Source organism: Seonamhaeicola sp. S2-3 (assembly GCF_001971785.1).
In the GTDB taxonomy this organism is placed as follows: domain Bacteria; phylum Bacteroidota; class Bacteroidia; order Flavobacteriales; family Flavobacteriaceae; genus Seonamhaeicola.
Genome location: NZ_CP019389.1, coordinates 515,712 through 532,979, shown reverse-complemented (window position 1 = coordinate 532,979; position 17,268 = coordinate 515,712). Strand labels below are relative to the sequence as shown.

Annotated in this window: 15 protein-coding genes; 8 read left to right on the top strand and 7 right to left on the bottom strand. The window is 32.3% G+C overall.

Annotated features, from left to right (window positions below):
* Positions 1-10 precede the first annotated feature (10 nt).
* The 3 genes from galK to BWZ22_RS02595 are packed head-to-tail and all read right to left on the bottom strand — an operon-like array spanning position 11 to position 3,058.
* The gene (gene galK / locus BWZ22_RS02605) at positions 11-1,189 is read right to left on the bottom strand and encodes a galactokinase (protein WP_076697810.1); all 1,179 of its coding nucleotides are present in this window, start codon (positions 1,187-1,189) and stop codon (positions 11-13) included.
* Positions 1,168-2,052, bottom strand: coding sequence for an aldose 1-epimerase (locus BWZ22_RS02600; protein ID WP_076697808.1), 885 nt, complete (start codon positions 2,050-2,052; stop codon positions 1,168-1,170). Before BWZ22_RS02600 ends, galK begins: the two co-directional genes overlap by 22 nt.
* 13 nt (positions 2,053-2,065) lie before the next feature.
* A complete protein-coding gene (locus BWZ22_RS02595) occupies positions 2,066-3,058 on the bottom strand; it encodes a GntR family transcriptional regulator (protein ID WP_076697806.1) in 993 nt (330 codons plus the stop codon).
* A 148-nt stretch (positions 3,059-3,206) separates the two neighbouring features.
* On the opposite strand from BWZ22_RS02595, the gene BWZ22_RS02590 reads away from it, so the two are divergent.
* The 7 genes from BWZ22_RS02590 (at position 3,207) to BWZ22_RS02560 (ending at position 11,777) form a co-directional block, all read left to right on the top strand.
* Positions 3,207-4,868, top strand: coding sequence for a sodium/sugar symporter (locus tag BWZ22_RS02590; protein WP_076697805.1), 1,662 nt, complete (start codon positions 3,207-3,209; stop codon positions 4,866-4,868).
* Positions 4,869-5,015: 147 nt separating this feature from the next.
* Positions 5,016-5,486, top strand: a complete 471-nt coding sequence (locus tag BWZ22_RS02585) for a c-type cytochrome (RefSeq protein ID WP_076697803.1) — start codon at positions 5,016-5,018, stop codon at positions 5,484-5,486.
* Positions 5,487-5,669: 183 nt separating this feature from the next.
* Positions 5,670-6,983: a TolC family protein gene (locus BWZ22_RS02580; RefSeq protein ID WP_076697801.1), complete on the top strand. Its 1,314-nt coding sequence runs from the start codon at positions 5,670-5,672 to the stop codon at positions 6,981-6,983.
* An 8-nt stretch (positions 6,984-6,991) separates the two neighbouring features.
* Positions 6,992-8,071: an efflux RND transporter periplasmic adaptor subunit gene (locus tag BWZ22_RS02575; protein WP_076702238.1), complete on the top strand. Its 1,080-nt coding sequence runs from the start codon at positions 6,992-6,994 to the stop codon at positions 8,069-8,071.
* A gap of 8 nt (positions 8,072-8,079) precedes the next feature.
* Positions 8,080-11,271, top strand: coding sequence for an efflux RND transporter permease subunit (locus BWZ22_RS02570; RefSeq protein ID WP_076697799.1), 3,192 nt, complete (start codon positions 8,080-8,082; stop codon positions 11,269-11,271).
* Positions 11,271-11,576 (top strand): hypothetical protein, encoded by a 306-nt coding sequence (locus BWZ22_RS02565; protein ID WP_076697797.1) that lies wholly within the window; start codon positions 11,271-11,273, stop codon positions 11,574-11,576. The genes BWZ22_RS02570 and BWZ22_RS02565 overlap by 1 nt, the downstream gene beginning before the upstream one ends.
* Positions 11,577-11,588: 12 nt before the next feature.
* Positions 11,589-11,777: a DUF2892 domain-containing protein gene (locus tag BWZ22_RS02560; protein WP_076697796.1), complete on the top strand. Its 189-nt coding sequence runs from the start codon at positions 11,589-11,591 to the stop codon at positions 11,775-11,777.
* Positions 11,778-11,877: 100 nt separating this feature from the next.
* Here the strand turns inward: BWZ22_RS02560 and BWZ22_RS02555 are convergent, their stop codons facing one another.
* The 4 genes from BWZ22_RS02555 to BWZ22_RS02540 form a co-directional block, all read right to left on the bottom strand.
* Positions 11,878-12,030, bottom strand: a complete 153-nt coding sequence (locus tag BWZ22_RS02555; RefSeq protein ID WP_076697795.1) for an SsrA-binding protein — start codon at positions 12,028-12,030, stop codon at positions 11,878-11,880.
* Positions 12,031-12,755: 725 nt separating this feature from the next.
* Positions 12,756-14,108 (bottom strand): TrkH family potassium uptake protein, encoded by a 1,353-nt coding sequence (locus BWZ22_RS02550; protein WP_076697794.1) that lies wholly within the window; start codon positions 14,106-14,108, stop codon positions 12,756-12,758.
* A gap of 67 nt (positions 14,109-14,175) precedes the next feature.
* Positions 14,176-14,982, bottom strand: coding sequence for an IS3 family transposase (locus BWZ22_RS02545; RefSeq protein ID WP_232225260.1), 807 nt, complete (start codon positions 14,980-14,982; stop codon positions 14,176-14,178).
* A 44-nt stretch (positions 14,983-15,026) separates the two neighbouring features.
* Positions 15,027-15,398, bottom strand: a complete 372-nt coding sequence (locus BWZ22_RS02540; RefSeq protein ID WP_076697791.1) for a transposase — start codon at positions 15,396-15,398, stop codon at positions 15,027-15,029.
* A gap of 224 nt (positions 15,399-15,622) precedes the next feature.
* Here BWZ22_RS02540 and BWZ22_RS02535 point away from each other — a divergent pair, with 224 nt between their 5' ends.
* A complete protein-coding gene (locus BWZ22_RS02535) occupies positions 15,623-17,200 on the top strand; it encodes an IS1182 family transposase (RefSeq protein WP_076697790.1) in 1,578 nt (525 codons plus the stop codon).
* Positions 17,201-17,268: the final 68 nt, after the last annotated feature.

The following is a 17,268-nucleotide window of genomic DNA, read 5'->3' as shown; positions in this document are numbered from 1 at the left end:
TATAAAATAACTACTTTACTAGGTGTGTACCATCTGAAAGGTTTACAAAATAAACAGAGCAGTCTTTATTAAATTTTTCTTTATATGCTTTAGAAACGGTTTCTTTAAATATTTCGGCTTTACCTTTTTCAATTAAATTTATGGTGCAGCCACCAAAACCACCTCCCATCATTCTAGCTCCAATAACATAACCGCTTTCTTTGGCTTTTTCAACAAGAAAATCGAGTTCTTCACAACTTACTTTGTACTGCTTTGAAAGCCCTTCGTGAGAACCATAAATTAATTCTCCAAGTTTCTCAATGTCATTATTTTCCATAGCTTTAGAGGCTTTTCTAGCTCTTTCATTTTCTTGAATAACGTAAAGTGCTTTTTGGTAATTTGCGGGAGTTACTTCGTTTTTAATGGTTTCAAGGTCGTCTTCAGTAGCATCACGCAGAGCCTTTACATGTAAAAGTTTGGCAATGTGTTCACATGCCGATCGTCTGTCGTTATAAGCGCTATCAGATAAGCTGTGTTTTACATTTGTGTTTATTAATAGTAATTGATAGTTTTTAAAATCAATTTTATATGGTTTTGCTTTTATGGTTCTACAATCTAATAATAAGGCATGGTCTTTTATGCCAAACATGCTGGCGTATTGATCCATAATACCGCAATTTACACCAACGTAATTATGTTCTGCTTTTTGCGAAATAAAAATCATTTCTTCTTTGGTAAAACCTAAGTTAAATAATTCATTTAGACCGAAAACTACACTGTTTTCTAATGCTGCCGAAGAAGACATGCCTGCTCCACTAGGAATATTGCCTTTAAAGACAATATTGAAGTTACCAAGAACTTTATTTCTGTTTTGAATTTCTGAAATTACACCAAAAACATAATTCTCCCAGCTTCCTTCTTTTAATGGTTTTAAGGAGTCTAGTTTAAATTCAACCTTACTATTCATATCTAATGCGTAGGCAGTTGAAACTCCAGAATTACTTTTTTGAATAGCTGCAGCTATACCTTTATCTACTGCTGCTGGAAATACGAAACCTTCGTTATAATCGGTGTGTTCTCCTATAATATTAATTCTCCCTGGAGAGAATATTAGAACGGGCTCTGTGTTAAATTCTTTAACATAAGCCTCTTTTACATCATTTATTAACGCTGTGTTCATTGAAGATTTTAATTTATTTTTAAATGCCATGTTATGTTGTAAGAGTCACTTGCTTTTAATACTTGCAACCCTATTTTATTGTTAAAACTATCAGAAACTCCTGTAGTAGGTTCTATGGCTATGGTGTTTTCTTTTGGAGGTGTATATATTTGTAGAAAATTATTATCACCCGTAGCATTAAATGTTAAATTGTATTTTGGAGTTTTAAAAACTACTTCATCAGAATCTAAAATCCAGCAATCATCAAATTGTTGACCAGCTATTTTAATTTCTTGAGAGGTGTTTGTGTCTGTTATTCCTGTGGTGATACATCGCTCATCTAATACAATTTTTTTAGAGCTATTAAACTTAATTGAACTCTCAAACAAGTTACTACTTTGAAAATATGGATGCCACCCTAAAGTAAATGGAAATGCTTTTTCGTCGGTATTTTTTACTGTTACTTTTAAACTGAAATTTTCTTTACTAAAAGTGTATTCTAACTGAATATTATAGGTGAACGGAAATGCGTTACATTTGTTTGTTTCATTATATGCTAATGTAATTGATGCAGCATCATTAGTTACTTTTTTATCGATAAATTCAAAAGTTTTATTGAAAACTAAGCCGTGTAAAGCATTGTTATTATTGGGTTCGTTTATTTCAAATTGATAGGTTTTATTGTTAAAAATATACTTACCGTTTTTTATTCTATTAGCAAAAGGAAATAAGATGGATGATGCATAAGTATTTGTATAGCTTAAAGGCGATAAGTCTTTTATAATAGCATGACCGTTTAGTGTTAACTCTTGAAGGCAAGCTCCTTTATCTAAATAAATTTTAGCGTATAATTGATGATTTGAATTTTCAATTTCAAGAGTATTTAGTTCTCTATTTTGTTTTATATTATACATTAATAGGTTTGTTTTATAATGAGTTTCTAATAATTAAATTAATTGTGTTTTCTATCTGAGCGTTTTCTTTATTTAAAATCATTTCTGCAAGACGTTTGCCCATAGCGTTAAAATCTGTTGAAATAGTGGTAATCCCTCCTTCAACAATTTCTTTTAATAAGGTGTCATTGTACGATATTACCCCAATGTCTTTACCAAGAGACAGGTTAGATTCTTTCATTTTTTTAATGATTCTCAAAAGGTTTTCGTCATCAGGAATTATATATAAATCCCCTGTTGTTGGTTTCTTGTCTTTTAAGGTATTTAAAATTGAGAACTTAAAATTATAAGTTTTGCAAAATTCGGTAAAACCATCTAACATCCCTTGAGGTTGCTTATTATTGGTATTAACTAAAATTAAATGCTTATATTTTTTTATAAGATGTTTAACGTCATTTAGGTTATTATAAAGTGCTTTTTTAAAATTTTGATATATAGCCGGATAGTTTAACAAATCATCATGAATTTGGTCTAAAATGTAAACTTTATCGGGGGGGAGATTTTTAATGTCATTATAGGCTTGTTCTAAATTAGCAGGCATAATAACATAATAATTATAATCTCCATTGTTTTCTTGTATTAATTTACTAAAACTATTTCTGTTAAAATGATGGAAATAAATATCTACTTGTATATCATTACCAAGATTTTCTAAAAACGAATTATATAAATCTTCTTTAAAAGAATTAAGTTCATCAAATAGTAAAAAAATCTTCTGCGTAACATTAATGTTTTCGCTAGAAACGTAATATCCTTTTCCAACTACAGATTGAATAATGCCCCTGTTTTTAAGTTGATTAAAAGCCATTAATACCGTATCGCGAGATAGGTTGTGTTCATTCTTTACCTGATTTAAAGAGGGGATTTGGTCTCCCTTTTTAAGTTCGCCTGAAATTATTAACTCTTCAATTGAATTAATAATTTGTTTATACTTTGGGGTGCCAATTTTGTCTTTAATCTTTATCATAGTAGTATTTACAAATATATAAAAATAACAACAAAAACCTACTAAACCCTACTAGTTTGTTTTTTTTTACTTAAAATTTGATGTGATATATTATTAAATTTATATATTTGATTAACTTTAAAACCAACAAATAACTAAATATTTTATTATGACTGCGGGATTTGATACATGGGATTATGTAGTTTTTATTGCTTACGCTATTCTTATTTTAGGAGTAGGTTTGTGGGTGTCTAGAGATAAAGAAGGACATCAAAAAAATGCTGAAGATTATTTTTTAGCAAGTAAATCGTTACCATGGTGGGCTATAGGCGCATCTTTAATTGCAGCTAATATTTCTGCAGAACAGTTTATAGGTATGTCTGGTTCTGGCTTTGCAATTGGTTTAGCTATAGCATCTTACGAATGGATGGCGGCACTAACACTAATTATTGTTGGAAAATATTTTTTACCAATTTTTATTGAAAAAGGGTTATACACTATTCCAGAGTTTGTAGAAAAACGTTTCTCTACTAATTTAAAAACAATATTGGCTGTTTTTTGGTTAGGGCTTTATGTATTTGTGAACTTAACTTCTGTATTGTATTTAGGAGGTTTAGCTATTGAAACTATTATGGGTATAGATATGATGTATGCCATAATAGGTTTAGCATTGTTTGCAGCAGCATACTCTCTTTACGGTTGTTTATCGGCAGTAGCTTGGACAGATGTTATACAAGTAGTGTTTTTGGTGTTAGGTGGTTTGGTAACAACCTATTTAGCTTTAAATACGGTGTCTGGTGGCGAGGGTATTATGGCTGGTTTTTACAAGGTATGGGATGCGGCACCAGAAAAATTCCATATGGTGCTAGAAGAATTTAATAGCGATGGAAGTGCAAATGGTAATTATATAGATTTACCTGGTATTTGGGTGTTAGTAGGTGGTTTGTGGGTAGCTAATTTATATTACTGGGGTTTTAATCAGTATATTATTCAAAGAACCTTAGCGGCTAAGTCATTAAAAGAATCTCAAAAGGGCATACTATTGGCTGCATTTTTAAAATTACTTATTCCTTTAATTGTTGTAATTCCTGGTATTGCTGCCTATGTAATGGTTAATGATCCTGAGATTATGGCAAGTTTAGGGGAGGTAGGCATGTTAAATACACCATCATTAAATCAGGCAGATAGAGCGTATCCTTGGTTACTCCAGTTTTTACCAACCGGACTTAAAGGTGTTGCTTTTGCAGCATTAGCCGCTGCTATTGTATCGTCTTTAGCTTCTATGTTAAATTCTACGTCAACCATATTTACTATGGATATTTATAAGCAGTATTTTAATAAAGAAGCTGGAGATAAAAAAACTGTAAATGTAGGAAGGTTAACGGCTGCAGTGGCTTTGTTAATAGCGGTATTGGTTGCGCCACTTTTAGATGGTTTAGATCAGGCATTTCAATATATTCAAGAATATACAGGCTTAGTAAGCCCTGGAATTTTAGCGGTATTTTTACTGGGACTATTCTGGAAGAAAACCACAAACAAAGCGGCTATTTGGGGAGCTATTTTATCTATTCCAGTGGCATTAGTGCTTAAAGTTTTACCAAAGCACGTGGAGCCTTTTGAATGGTTAGCACCTTGGATGCATCAAATGGGACTAACAACATTACTTTCAATGGCAATCATTATGATTTTAAGTAATATTGAAACTAAAGGAGCTGATGATCCTAAAGGAATTCCTTTAACCAAAGGCTTATTTAAAACCACCCCTTTATTTAATGTAGGGTCATTTGTTGTCATGATTATTTTAGCTGTATTGTACGCTATTTTCTGGTAAAAGTATTAGTATAACTTCTTTTTTTAAGAGAAAACCACTTCTTTTCTAGTTAGAGAAAAAGTGGTTTTTTCTTTATTTTTATTATGTAACAAATGTTACTTAAAGCGCTTTTTTTAATGGTACTTTTAACTGTGTAAAGTATTCATAATGAAAGGACTTATTTACTTTTTATTTGTTTCTGTTTTATTTAGTTGTCAGCAAATAAAAAGGTCATCATATTCAATTAATGATGGTGTTTCTAAAGAGATACATCCTGGGAAAAACCTAATGGAAACTCAATGTATCATTTGTCATAGCGCAACAGCAAATCATGATAACCGATTAGCACCACCAATGATTGCAGTTAAAAAACGCTATGCTTCTTCTAGTACTACAAAAGAAGAATTTGTTAAAAGCATCCAAAATTGGTTTAACAACCCAACAGAAGGTAATGCAAAAATGTATGGTGCTGTTAAAAGATTTGGTGTAATGCCAAAATTATCAATTACTAAAGAAAATTTAAATCTCATTTCAGATTATTTATATGATAATGATATAGACCAACCAGAATGGTTTGAAAATCATTATAACGAAGAAAAAAGAAAAGGGTTTCCAATGCACAAACGTAAACAAAGTTAAAACCCAAACTAAACTATTAAATAGTATCAATTAAGACGTTGTGTCTTTGTGTTGACAGTTAAAAGTGCTTAATTTTTTAAGTGCTTTTTCTTTAATAATAATTGATACTTAAATATGAGAGTAACCTATGTTACAAACATCTGCACTAAGCTAGTTTAAATTTGCACCAAACAAATAATACTAATGAAACAAAGCATATATTATATTATTACAGTGTTGCTACTAACAACAGTATTCACTTTAAACGCTCAAGAAGTAATTTCTATCTCAAAAGAAGAAGTGTTACATATTGTTTCAGAAAAGAATATAGATTTAAAAATTTCTGAAGAAGAATTTAAACAGGCAAGAGCAGATTACAGACAAACCAATGCGGTTTTTCTACCCAACATTACGGTAAGTCATACTGGTATGGCTACCACTAACCCTTTAATGGCTTTTGGCTCTAAATTAAATCAGGAAATTTTAACCCAAAACGATTTTAATACAGATTTATTAAATGATCCTTCACAAATAGAAAATTTTGCAACCAAACTAGAAATACAACAACCCTTAATAAATCTAGATGGTTTTTATCAACGTAAAGCGGCAAAATCTAAAATGGAAGCAACCGCTTTAAAGAAAGAAAGAACTTCAGAGTATTTAGAGTTTGAAGTAGAAAAAGCATACATGCAATTACAGCTAGCTTACAAAGCTGTTGAGGTTTTAGAAAAGGCCTTAAAAGCAGCGAATGCAAATAAGAAATTAGCTGATGATAATTTTAAACAGGGTTATTTACAAAGAGCCGATGTTTTAAAAGTGGAGGTTAGAGTTACAGAGGTTAAAAACCAATTGCAAACAGCCAAAAGCAATGTTAAAAATGCCTCAGATTATTTATCGTTTCTGTTGAATGATGCTTCCTATGTGGTTTACTTACCGTCAGATAGTTTAACAGTAACTAATTTTCAAATGGCTAAAGAATCAATATCAGAAAACAGACCAGATATTAAAGCTATGGCTTTAGCAACTAATGCCTACAAAGCGGTAAACAAGGCAGATAAAATGTCTTTTTTACCAAAGTTAAATGCATTTGGGAGTTATGAATTATATGATGATGAAATTTTTCAAACAGGAGCTAATGGGTATTTGTTTGGAGCCCAATTAAGTTGGGACATTTTTCAAGGGTCTAAACGATTTGCTAAAGCACAAAAAAGTAAAGCAGCATACGAAAAATCTAGACTAGAATACACACAATATGTAGCAAAAAGTAATCTAGAATTAAACAAGGCAAAACGCCTATTTATTGATGCTAAAAACAAGTTAGATTTAACAACACTTGCATTACAACAATCTCAAGAATCTCTAAGAATCATTACTAATAGATTTAAAGAGGGACTAGAAAAAACATCAGATTTATTGTTGGCAGAAACAAATTATGCACAAAAACAATTAGAATATTATCAAACCATTTTTGAGTACAATTATGCTCAAGCATACCTTAAATTTTTAACTAAAGAATAATGAATCAAATGAAAAAAATACTATTTCTATACACGCTTATTTTTACTTTTTCACTAGCTACAAGCTGTGGTAGTGATAAAAAAAATACAGTAGAAAATGACGCGCCAGCAATAAAAGTTAAGGTAGAACAAGTTAGTACAAATGGCAATAATCCTTTTTTAGCAGTTAGCGGAAAAGTTCAAGCAGTTAATAGTTCCAACCTTAGCACTAGAATGATGGGCTATGTTAACAAAATTTATGTTAAAGTAGGAGATAAAGTAAAAAAAGGACAGTTATTACTTAGTGTAAATAACACAGATTTATCTGCAAAATTGGCGCAAGTAAATGCTAAAGTAACAGAGGCTGAAGCAGCTTTTAATAATGCTGAAAAAGATTATAACAGGTATAAAAACTTATTTAATGAGAACAGTGCTTCTCAAAAAGAGCTAGATGATATTACGGCCAATTATAACATGTCAAAAGCAAGATTAAAGGCGGCTAATGAAATGAAAAAAGAAGTGCAGGCTCAATTTAGTTACGCTAATATTAGAGCGCCTTTTAGCGGGGTAGTAAGCAATAAATTTATTAATGAAGGAGATATGGCAAACCCAGGAATGCCTTTAATAGAGGTAGAATCTCCTGGGAAGTTTCAGGTAATGGCTATGGTGCCAGAAACAGAGATTTCACAAATTAAAAATGGGGCTAAAGTAGCAGTTCAAATAAAATCTTTAAACCAAACGGTAAATGGTGAAGTTACAGAAGTTAGTTCTTCTGCTAAAAATACAGGTGGACAATATTTGGTAAAAATACTACTAGAGAAGTCTGATGTTAAATTGCTTTCAGGCATGTTTGCAACGGTACAGTTCCCTGTAGAAAAATCTAATCTATCTAGTACTGTGTTAATTCCTATATCAGCATTAGTTAACAAAGGCGAATTATCTGGTGTTTATACTGTTAGTCAAACCAATACGGCAATATTACGTTGGTTAAGGTTAGGAAGAACGCAAGGTGATAAAGTAGAAGTGCTTTCTGGTTTAAATGCTAACGAAAGCTATATCATTGATTCTGATGCTAAGTTGTTTAATGGTGCTAAAGTAACAGTTCAATAACAAAAATTATGAAAGAAGGATTAGCAGGAAAAATAGCCAAAGGCTTTATAGGATCTAAACTTACCGTATTACTCATGATTGTATTTATGGTCATTGGGGTATACAGTTCGTTTTTAATTCCTAGAGAAGAAGAACCTCAAATTGATGTGCCTATGGCAGACATATTTGTAGGTTATCCAGGAGCAAGCCCAACAGAAGTAGAGAGCAGAGTTATTAAGCCTTTAGAGAAACTTTTGTCAAACATTAAAGGCGTTGAATACGTCTATTCTACATCTATGAAAGAACAAGGAATGGTAATTGTTCAATTTTATGTAGGAGAAGATATAGAGCGTTCTTTTGTTAAACTTTATAACGAAATCAATCGCCATATGGATATTATGCCCAAAGGTGTAACCATGCCATTAATAAAAACACGGGCTATTGATGATGTACCTATGCTTGGGTTAACCTTATGGAGCGAAAATTATGATGATTTCCAGTTAAAACAAATTGCTAATGAGTTAAATAACGAAATTAAAAAGATTAATGATGTTTCAATAACTCAAAAAATAGGAGGGAGAGACCGAGAGTTACGTGTTGTTTTAGATAAAGATAAATTAGCGGCTAGTGGTTTAGATTTTTTGTCGGTTTCTAAAATGATTAACGCCAATAATCAACAACTTAGTGCAGGAACTTTTAAGAGAAATGATACAGAATATATAGTAAATACAGGTAGGTTTTTAGAAACCATTGAAGATGTTGAAAACCTAGTGGTAGGCGTTCAGCAAAACCAACCCATCTATTTAAAACAAGTGGCTAACGTAGTTAATGGTCCAGAGTTACCAAAAAACTATGTGTCTTTAGGTTTTGGAAAAGCTAGCGAGAAATCTGCTACTTTTCAATCAGAATATCCAGCAGTTACGTTGTCTATCGCAAAGCGAAAAGGAGCCGATGCTATGAAAATATCAGACATCATTCTAGAAAAAGTAGAGCATTTAAAAGCTACTTTAATTCCTAATGATGTGCATGTTGAGATTACCAGAAACTACGGAGAAACCGCTTCGCAAAAAGTATCAGAACTCTTAATGCATCTTATAGGAGCTATTATTGCTGTAACTTTTGTTGTAATGCTAGCCATGGGTTGGCGTGGTGGTTTAGTGGTATTTTTATCAGTACCTATCACATTTGCTTTAACACTGTTAAGTTACTATATGCTAGATTATACACTTAACAGAATTACATTGTTTGCCTTAGTATTTGTAACAGGAATTGTAGTTGATGATTCCATAATTATAGCAGAAAATATGCATAGGCATTTTAAAATGAAAAAATTACCTTTTAAAGATGCTGCTTTATATGCTATAAATGAAGTTGGTAACCCAACTATACTAGCAACATTTACCGTAATAGCTTCCGTATTACCAATGGCATTTGTATCTGGCTTAATGGGACCCTATATGAGTCCAATGCCAATTGGAGCCTCTATAGCTATGTTATTATCGTTGTTTGTAGCTTTAACTATTACTCCGTATTTAGGATATTTATTCTTAAGAGAGAAGGATAAAAAGGGAGAGGTTAAAAAAGAAAAAAATATGGAAGATACTTTCATCTACAAAATGTATGAAAAGTTTGAGCGTCCATTAATTGAGAATAAAAAGAAACGTTGGTTGTTTTTAGGTGTAACCATTGTGTTGCTTTTAGGGTCATTATCTATGTTTTTTACCAAATCGGTTGCGGTAAAAATGCTACCTTTTGATAATAAAAATGAATTTCAGGTGGTTATTGATATGCCAGAAGGAACCACACTAGAACGTACAGCGGTTGTTACTAAAGAAATAGCCCAATATCTGTCTACGCGTCCAGAAGTTGTTAATTATCAAAGTTACGTAGGGACTTCAGCCCCTATTACATTTAATGGTTTGGTACGTCATTATGATTTGAGAGGTGGTAGTAATATGGCAGATATTCAAGTGAATTTAACCGATAAACATGATAGGTCTGAACAAAGTCATGACATTGCAAAATTGTTGAGACCAGATATTCAAAAAATAGCTTCAAAATTTAATGCTAATGTAAAAATTGTTGAAGTACCACCAGGGCCACCGGTAATGTCTACTATTGTTGCTGAGGTTTACGGACCCGATTATGATAAGCAAATTGAGGTTGCAAATGAAGTTCAAAATATATTAAAAAACACACAGGATGTTGTTGATATAGATTGGATGGTTGAAGACAATCAAACCGAATATGAGTTTGTAGTTGATAAGGAAAAAGCCATGTTGTATGGTGTTGCGCCACAGCAAATTGTTTATACAATGAATTTAGCTATGGCAGAAAATGCTATTTCAACTTTGTATGACGAAGATGCCTCAGAACAAGTAGGTATAGTGTTGGCTTTAGATGAAAAAGAGAAATCTACACTTAGTGATATTTCTCAACTACAAGTAAAATCAAGTAACGGAAATATGGTAAGTGTAGGCGATTTAACTAATATAATAGAACGCACCAGAGCCAAAAGTATTTACCGTAAAAATCAAAAACGCGTGGTTTATGTTATGGCAGATATGGCTGGTAAGCTAGAAAGTCCTGCTTATGCTATTCTAGGAATGTCTGATAAATTAAAAGAAATAAACTTGCCCGAAGGTTATAAAATGGATGAGTTATATATAAAACAACCCGATTTTGAAGATGATTATACCGTTAAATGGGATGGTGAATGGCAAATTACACTAGAGGTATTTAGAGATTTAGGTGTAGCCTTTTTAGGGGTAATTGTAATAATATATATGCTTATTGTAGGGTGGTTTCAAAACTTTAAAGCTCCTATTGTAATGATGGTGGCCATACCACTTTCTATGGTTGGAATTATACTAGGTCACTGGATGCTAGGAGCCTTTTTTACAGCTACATCGTTTATAGGAATGATTGCTTTAGCAGGAATTATGGTTAGGAACTCGGTATTGCTCATAGATTTTGTAAACCTAAGGCTTAAAGACGGAATACCTATAAAACAAGCTGTTATAGAAGCTGGAGCTGTAAGAACCACACCAATATTATTAACAGCAGGAACGGTAGTTATTGGTGCATTTGTAATATTATTTGATCCTATTTTTCAAGGTTTAGCTATATCCTTAATGGGAGGAACTATAACGGCAACTATATTAACTCTATTGGTTGTGCCGCTTGTATATTACTTAATTGAACGTAAAAATTATAAATAATGAAACTAGTAATTGTAACAGTAGTTGATGCTTACAAAAAAGATGTAATAAAGCTATTTAAACAAGCTGAAATTAAAAACTTTAGTAATTCTGATATTGAAGGATTTAAAACCGCTGTTTCAGGAAAAATAGCATCAAATTGGTTTGCTAGTAATAGTAGTGGAGCAGATTCTGAAATGTTCTTTTCATTTGCTAAAGAAGAAAAAATAGATGAATTATTTAAACTCATAGAAACTTTTAATGAAAGTTTAAATACCAACAATCCGCTTAGGGCTGTTGTTGTTCCAATAGAAAGATATATTTAAAAAAATAACATTATGAAAAATAGATTAATTAGAGCTATAGCTGGTACTTTTGTGTTAATTAGTTTAGTGTTAGCAGTTAAGGTTAATATAAATTGGTTATGGTTTACAGCATTTGTGGGCGCAAATTTATTGCAGTCTTCAATAACAAAATGGTGCTTAATGGAAACCATTTTAGAAAAAGTGTTTAAGGTAAAAGATTGATTTTCTTTTTTTGATTTTAGGTTGGTTAGTGATTTTCTAGTCACCAAGAAAGCAAGTTAGCAATAGCTTGCTTTTTTGTTTTAAAATAGTGATTAAAAACTCAATCTAAAGCATTTTTGGTAACGTACCATCTCCAACCAATTATGGCTAACTGTATCTTACTGGCATTTGCTAAATCTAAACCTTTTTTAGTGTAGCTAGGTAAAACCGCTTTATTAATTTTAGCTAAAACTTTAAATACTTGCTTTTGCATTTTTTAAATCTTCTTTCAGAGATTAAAAATAGTAAAACTTATTCTAGAACTAAGTTTTACTTTTTTAGATTTAAAAGAATGATATAATAATTAAAATTACATCAACTACAATTTTGGTAAGTGTCATCATATATTCCAAAGGTTTTAAGGGTTAGTAAATAGTTTTTATATCAATGTTTTTTTAAGATATATATTTTGGAATATGACTGTCAAGTGTTTTTATAAAAATCGATGAAATTGAATACGAAATTGTAATCAATAAAATTAAATTGATTTTAATGTTTAGGTGACTGTCTTTGTTAAAGTTAAAAAATGTAATCTTTTGGTGTTGTTTTTGTTTCTATTTAAAACAATTTCAGGTGTTTTTTGGTGGCTGTTTTAAAAACCAAGGGGCATTTCATTTAAAAAATGCAATTTTTTTAAGTTTTATCTTTTTAAATAAATAGAAAAAGTAGCTGCTTAATTGACCTTCTCCCATTAAACAGTTCTAATTAAGGGAAGCCTACAGGGGCACAGACGCTTTATTTTAGTCTCAAAAATACCTTTTGCAACCTTATAAACACGCTTTTAAGACCTCTTAAAACACCAGAATTTTTAAGTGTATAAAAACAGAAACCGCCTTTAAAAGACGGTTTCTAATTATAATTTTGGATACATTATGGGCTTGTGCAACGGTTACCATTGTTGTGTGGCGTTTTTTTCTATTTTTCTTAATATTAATTTTTTCATACAGCCAAATCATCAGCTCTGATTTTTTTAGAATCGTTATCTTTTTGTTGCAACAAAGCAAATCCAAAAGTTAAAACTCCAACTCGACCAATAAACATTAAAATAATTATCAATGTTTTCCCAATATTAGATAAATCTCCTGTAATTCCTGTGCTTAATCCAACAGTTCCTAAAGCGGATGCTACTTCAAATAATATGCTTTCAAAAGAAAAGTTTTCAAAGTAAGAAAGTAAAAATGAAAACAAGAAAATTAAACTCGTATAAAGCATAAAAGTAGATGTCGCAACATATATTCTCTCAAATGGAATGAGTCGGTTTAAAAATGTGATTTTTTTCTGACCAAACAATCGGCTTTTCAATATCGATAGCATTGCCGTCAATGTCGTTATTTTCATTCCTCCTGCTGTTCCCGAAGGCGAAGCTCCGATATACATAAGAAAGGTTACAAGTAACAATATTGGCAAAGATAATTCACCGATAGGTATCGTGTTAAATCCAACTGTTGTCATAGCTGACATTGCTTGAAAGAAAGATGTGATTAGTGAACTATTTGAGCCAAGAATAGATGATGACTCTGTTGTGTAAATGAGTAACGTACCTAAAAAAAGCAAAAACAAAAAACCATAAACAATGATTTTAGTTGTAAACGAAATTTCTTTTGATTTACCCATAATTCGATACCACAAATCTGTAATTACAATAAAACCCAAAGAACCAGAAATTGCTAATACAGAAATAATTGTATTAATAAAAGTATTGTCTTGATAGCTTTCGAAACCATCATTAAACAATCCAAATCCAGCTGTGCAAAACGATGAAATACTATGAAAAATTGAAAACCAAATTGCTTTTAAACTTCCCATTCCTGAATTGGTAAAGGCAAAGTAGAAAAGTATAGCTCCAATAGTTTCCATTATTAGGGTAAAAACAATAACGCTTTTGATGAAATCTTTTATCTGAATTGTATTGGGTAAAGTAAATTCCGTACCTATTAACTTACTATGCCAATGAGTTATTTTTTTTGTGGTAAATATTAAATAGTATGTCGTTAGCGTCATATATCCAATTCCGCCAATTTGTATTAATGCCATAATAACAAACTGACCGAAAAAATTATAGGAATCGAAAACGCTTATAGTTACAAGTCCAGTAGTTGAAATTGCAGAAGTCGAAATAAACAAATTATCTAAAACGGATATGTCGGTTTTGTGAAAAAAAGGAATAGACAGTAAAATAAATCCAATGAGCGTATATAAAAAGAATCCCCAAACTAAATTCATTTGAGGTGATTTACTAATTTGGAATTTTCGGTACCAATTAGATATTTTCTTGTATGTTTTATTTTTCATTTTTTGTATTCAGGTTTTTGTTTGTAAATGTCTTGTCCTGAAATATGGCTACAGGTTAAAATAGAATTTACGCTGATAATTGATATACCATATTCGGTGTTTTGCAGTCTAAAGATAAGTGTAATCTTACTTCGTTGTATAAATTAATTGCATTTTTTGCAGCTCTCTTAGCATGAGCCACATTATCAAAGGTTTGGTCTAGATAAAATTCATCTTTTAAGATACCGTTTACACGTTCTGCCATGGCATTTTCATAACAATGATTTTCTTCTGTCATACTAATATCTATCTTTTTTCTCTTAAGTATTTGCGTGTAAACATTGCTACAATACTGTATTCCTCTATCTGAATGATGAATAAGTTGTTTAATGTCTTTAGCTTGATAAATAGCTTTATTTAACGCTCTTACACAACCTTTTAATTCCAGACTATCACTAAGATCATATCCAACAATTTTGCGAGAGTACATATCTGTTATTAAAGCCAAGTAGCAAAAACCTTTTATGGTTCTAATATAAGTTATGTCACTAACCCAAACTTGGTTTGGTCTGGTAACATCTATGTTCTTTATCAGGTTGTTATATTTATAAAAGCGATGATAAGAATTGGTTGTTCTGGCACTAGTTTTCTTTCTAAGAGTAAGCATATTGTGTTTTCTAAGGACGTTAAATAAGGTGTCTCTCCCGACTTTAAGATTGGCTTTAGTAAACTCATCATCTAAAGATTTTATGAGTTTCCGTACACCTTCTCTAGGAAGGGATTTACGTTTTTTACTGACTATGTTAATAATCTGTTGTTCTAGTTTTAAACGCTTATCAGCTCTAGATTTGTATTTATAATACGCATCACGTTTAAGACCAAAACAATGGCTTATAGTTGTTAAAGAGGCAAATCCCTTAGATTTTTCTTTAGCTATGATTAAGGCTTTATGCTTAACTTTTTTTTTAGTTCAGCCACAGATTTATAGCCTAGATCCTCAGCTGCTACTTCTAGGTAAGAATCTAATACCAAGGCATCGAGATCTTTTTTAAGCAACAGTTTTTTAAGCTGTTCTATTTCTTTTTGGAGTGCTTTAATTCGTGATATTTCGTCTTTGGTTTCCACTTTTACTCTGGTGTTCATTAAATCTTTACGATTATACTTTTTAATCCACTCATTGACTGTTGTAGGAGCAATAGAGTAGAGTTTACAAAGTTCGCTCTTTGTGTGTTTACCTTTACTAAGTTCATCTAGAATTTTTAGTTTAAAGGGTTCTGAATACCGTCTGATTACTTTGTCATTTTTGTACATAATGTTTAAAATTATGTAGCCTTTATTCAGGACGGGTCAAAATGGCATACAACGTGTTTATATATGGTTTGTTGCGTGGTTTAAGCACTAATTTAATAAATAATTACTGGCAAAGAAAATCCGCAAGGATTTTCGTAAGTAAGCAATAAGCTAGCAATAAATTATATATGGTGTGCCTGTTGCACAAGACTTGCTAAATATACAGAAATTTCGTATATTTAATAATGCAAGGCACAAAAATATTTCAAGAAAAGCTATTCAATCAATTTAGGCTAAGCGACCGCGTACCAGAAGAGAATTTCTACCGACGTCTTCGTGGAGCTATCGACCTTAATTTCCTTTACAAAAGGACTCAGAAATTCTATGGATCAAGCGGACAAAAAAGCATCGACCCTGTTGTATTCTTTAAGCTATGTTTGGTTGGTTATTTAGAAAATATAACAAGCGACCGTAAGCTTATATCACATTGTAGCATGCGCTTGGATATCTTGTATTTTTTAGGCTATGATATCGACGAAGAATTACCGTGGCATTCTACTATAAGCCGTACACGCCAACTATTTCCAGAAGCGGTATTTGAATCTGTTTTCACAAAAATATTTGGGCTATGTGTCTCGGCAGGTATGGTTGCCGGCCATACCCAGACCATAGATTCCGCCCCTGTAAAGGCCAATGCTTCTATGGATACTTTAGAACTGAAAGTGCCAGAAGAGGATTTAGAAGGGCATCTTCGGGAAATTCGTAACATCAGCCATCGAGATAAACAGAAGCCCTTAAGGCAATCTAAAGCAAACAAGGCCGATAAAGACCAACAAACCTTATCGGCTTCTACGAAAGAATTACAGGCCATAAAAAGGCGTAATGCCAAATGGGCAAAGGATCAAGATGCACGTCCAGGAGCTGGTGCTAAAGGCAGTCGCTATACCAGTAACAAGACCCATTACAGTCCCACCGATCCGGATGCGCGCATCAGTGTAAAACCGGGAAAGGCAAGAAAACTCAATTACCTTAGTCAACTTACAGTAGATACGGCAAACCATGTGATAAGTGATATAAGAGCGTACCATGCCGATGGCAAAGACAGTCAGCATTTACCAGATATCGTTAAGCGGGTAAAACAACGGCTTTGGAAAGCGGCACTGGTTTGGGAAAATTGTGTGGCCGACACGGGCTATAGCAGCGGCGAGAATTATGCCTTTCTAGAGGCAATAGGCCTAAAAAGTTTTATACCCGCCCACGGCACTTATAAGGGCGGTCCGGATGGATTTACCTATCACGAAAAGGAAGATTATTATACATGTCCTCAAGGCCAAATCATCCCCTTTAAAAAAGTGTTTATAGAAAAAAAGAACAACACCAAGAAGAAGGAATACCGCGGCTCAAAACCGTTGTGTTTGGACTGTCCAGTACGCACTGCATGCCTAGGGAAAACGGCACAGGAAAAGAAGTTTACCGTTACCTATTACCGCTCGGAATATGAGCGTAACATAGCCCGGGTAGAAAGCAACCAAGGGCGTTATATGAAAGGAAAAAGGCAGAGCACCGTAGAACCTGTATTTGGTACGCTCACACAATTTATGGGCCTAAGAAAAGTGAATACCATTGGAATTGAGCAGGCCAATAAATGCATGCAACTTTCTGCCATAGCCTACAACCTTAAAAAATATATGAAATTCATAGAAAAACGTACTAAAAGCGGAGCAGGGGCACAGACGCTTTATTTTAGTCTCAAAAATACCTTTTACAACCTTATAAACATGCTTTTAAAGCCTTTTAAAACACCAGAATTTTTAAGTCTATAAAAACAGAAACCGCCTTTAAAAGACGGTTTCTAATTATAATTTTAGGATACATTATGGGCTTGTGCAAC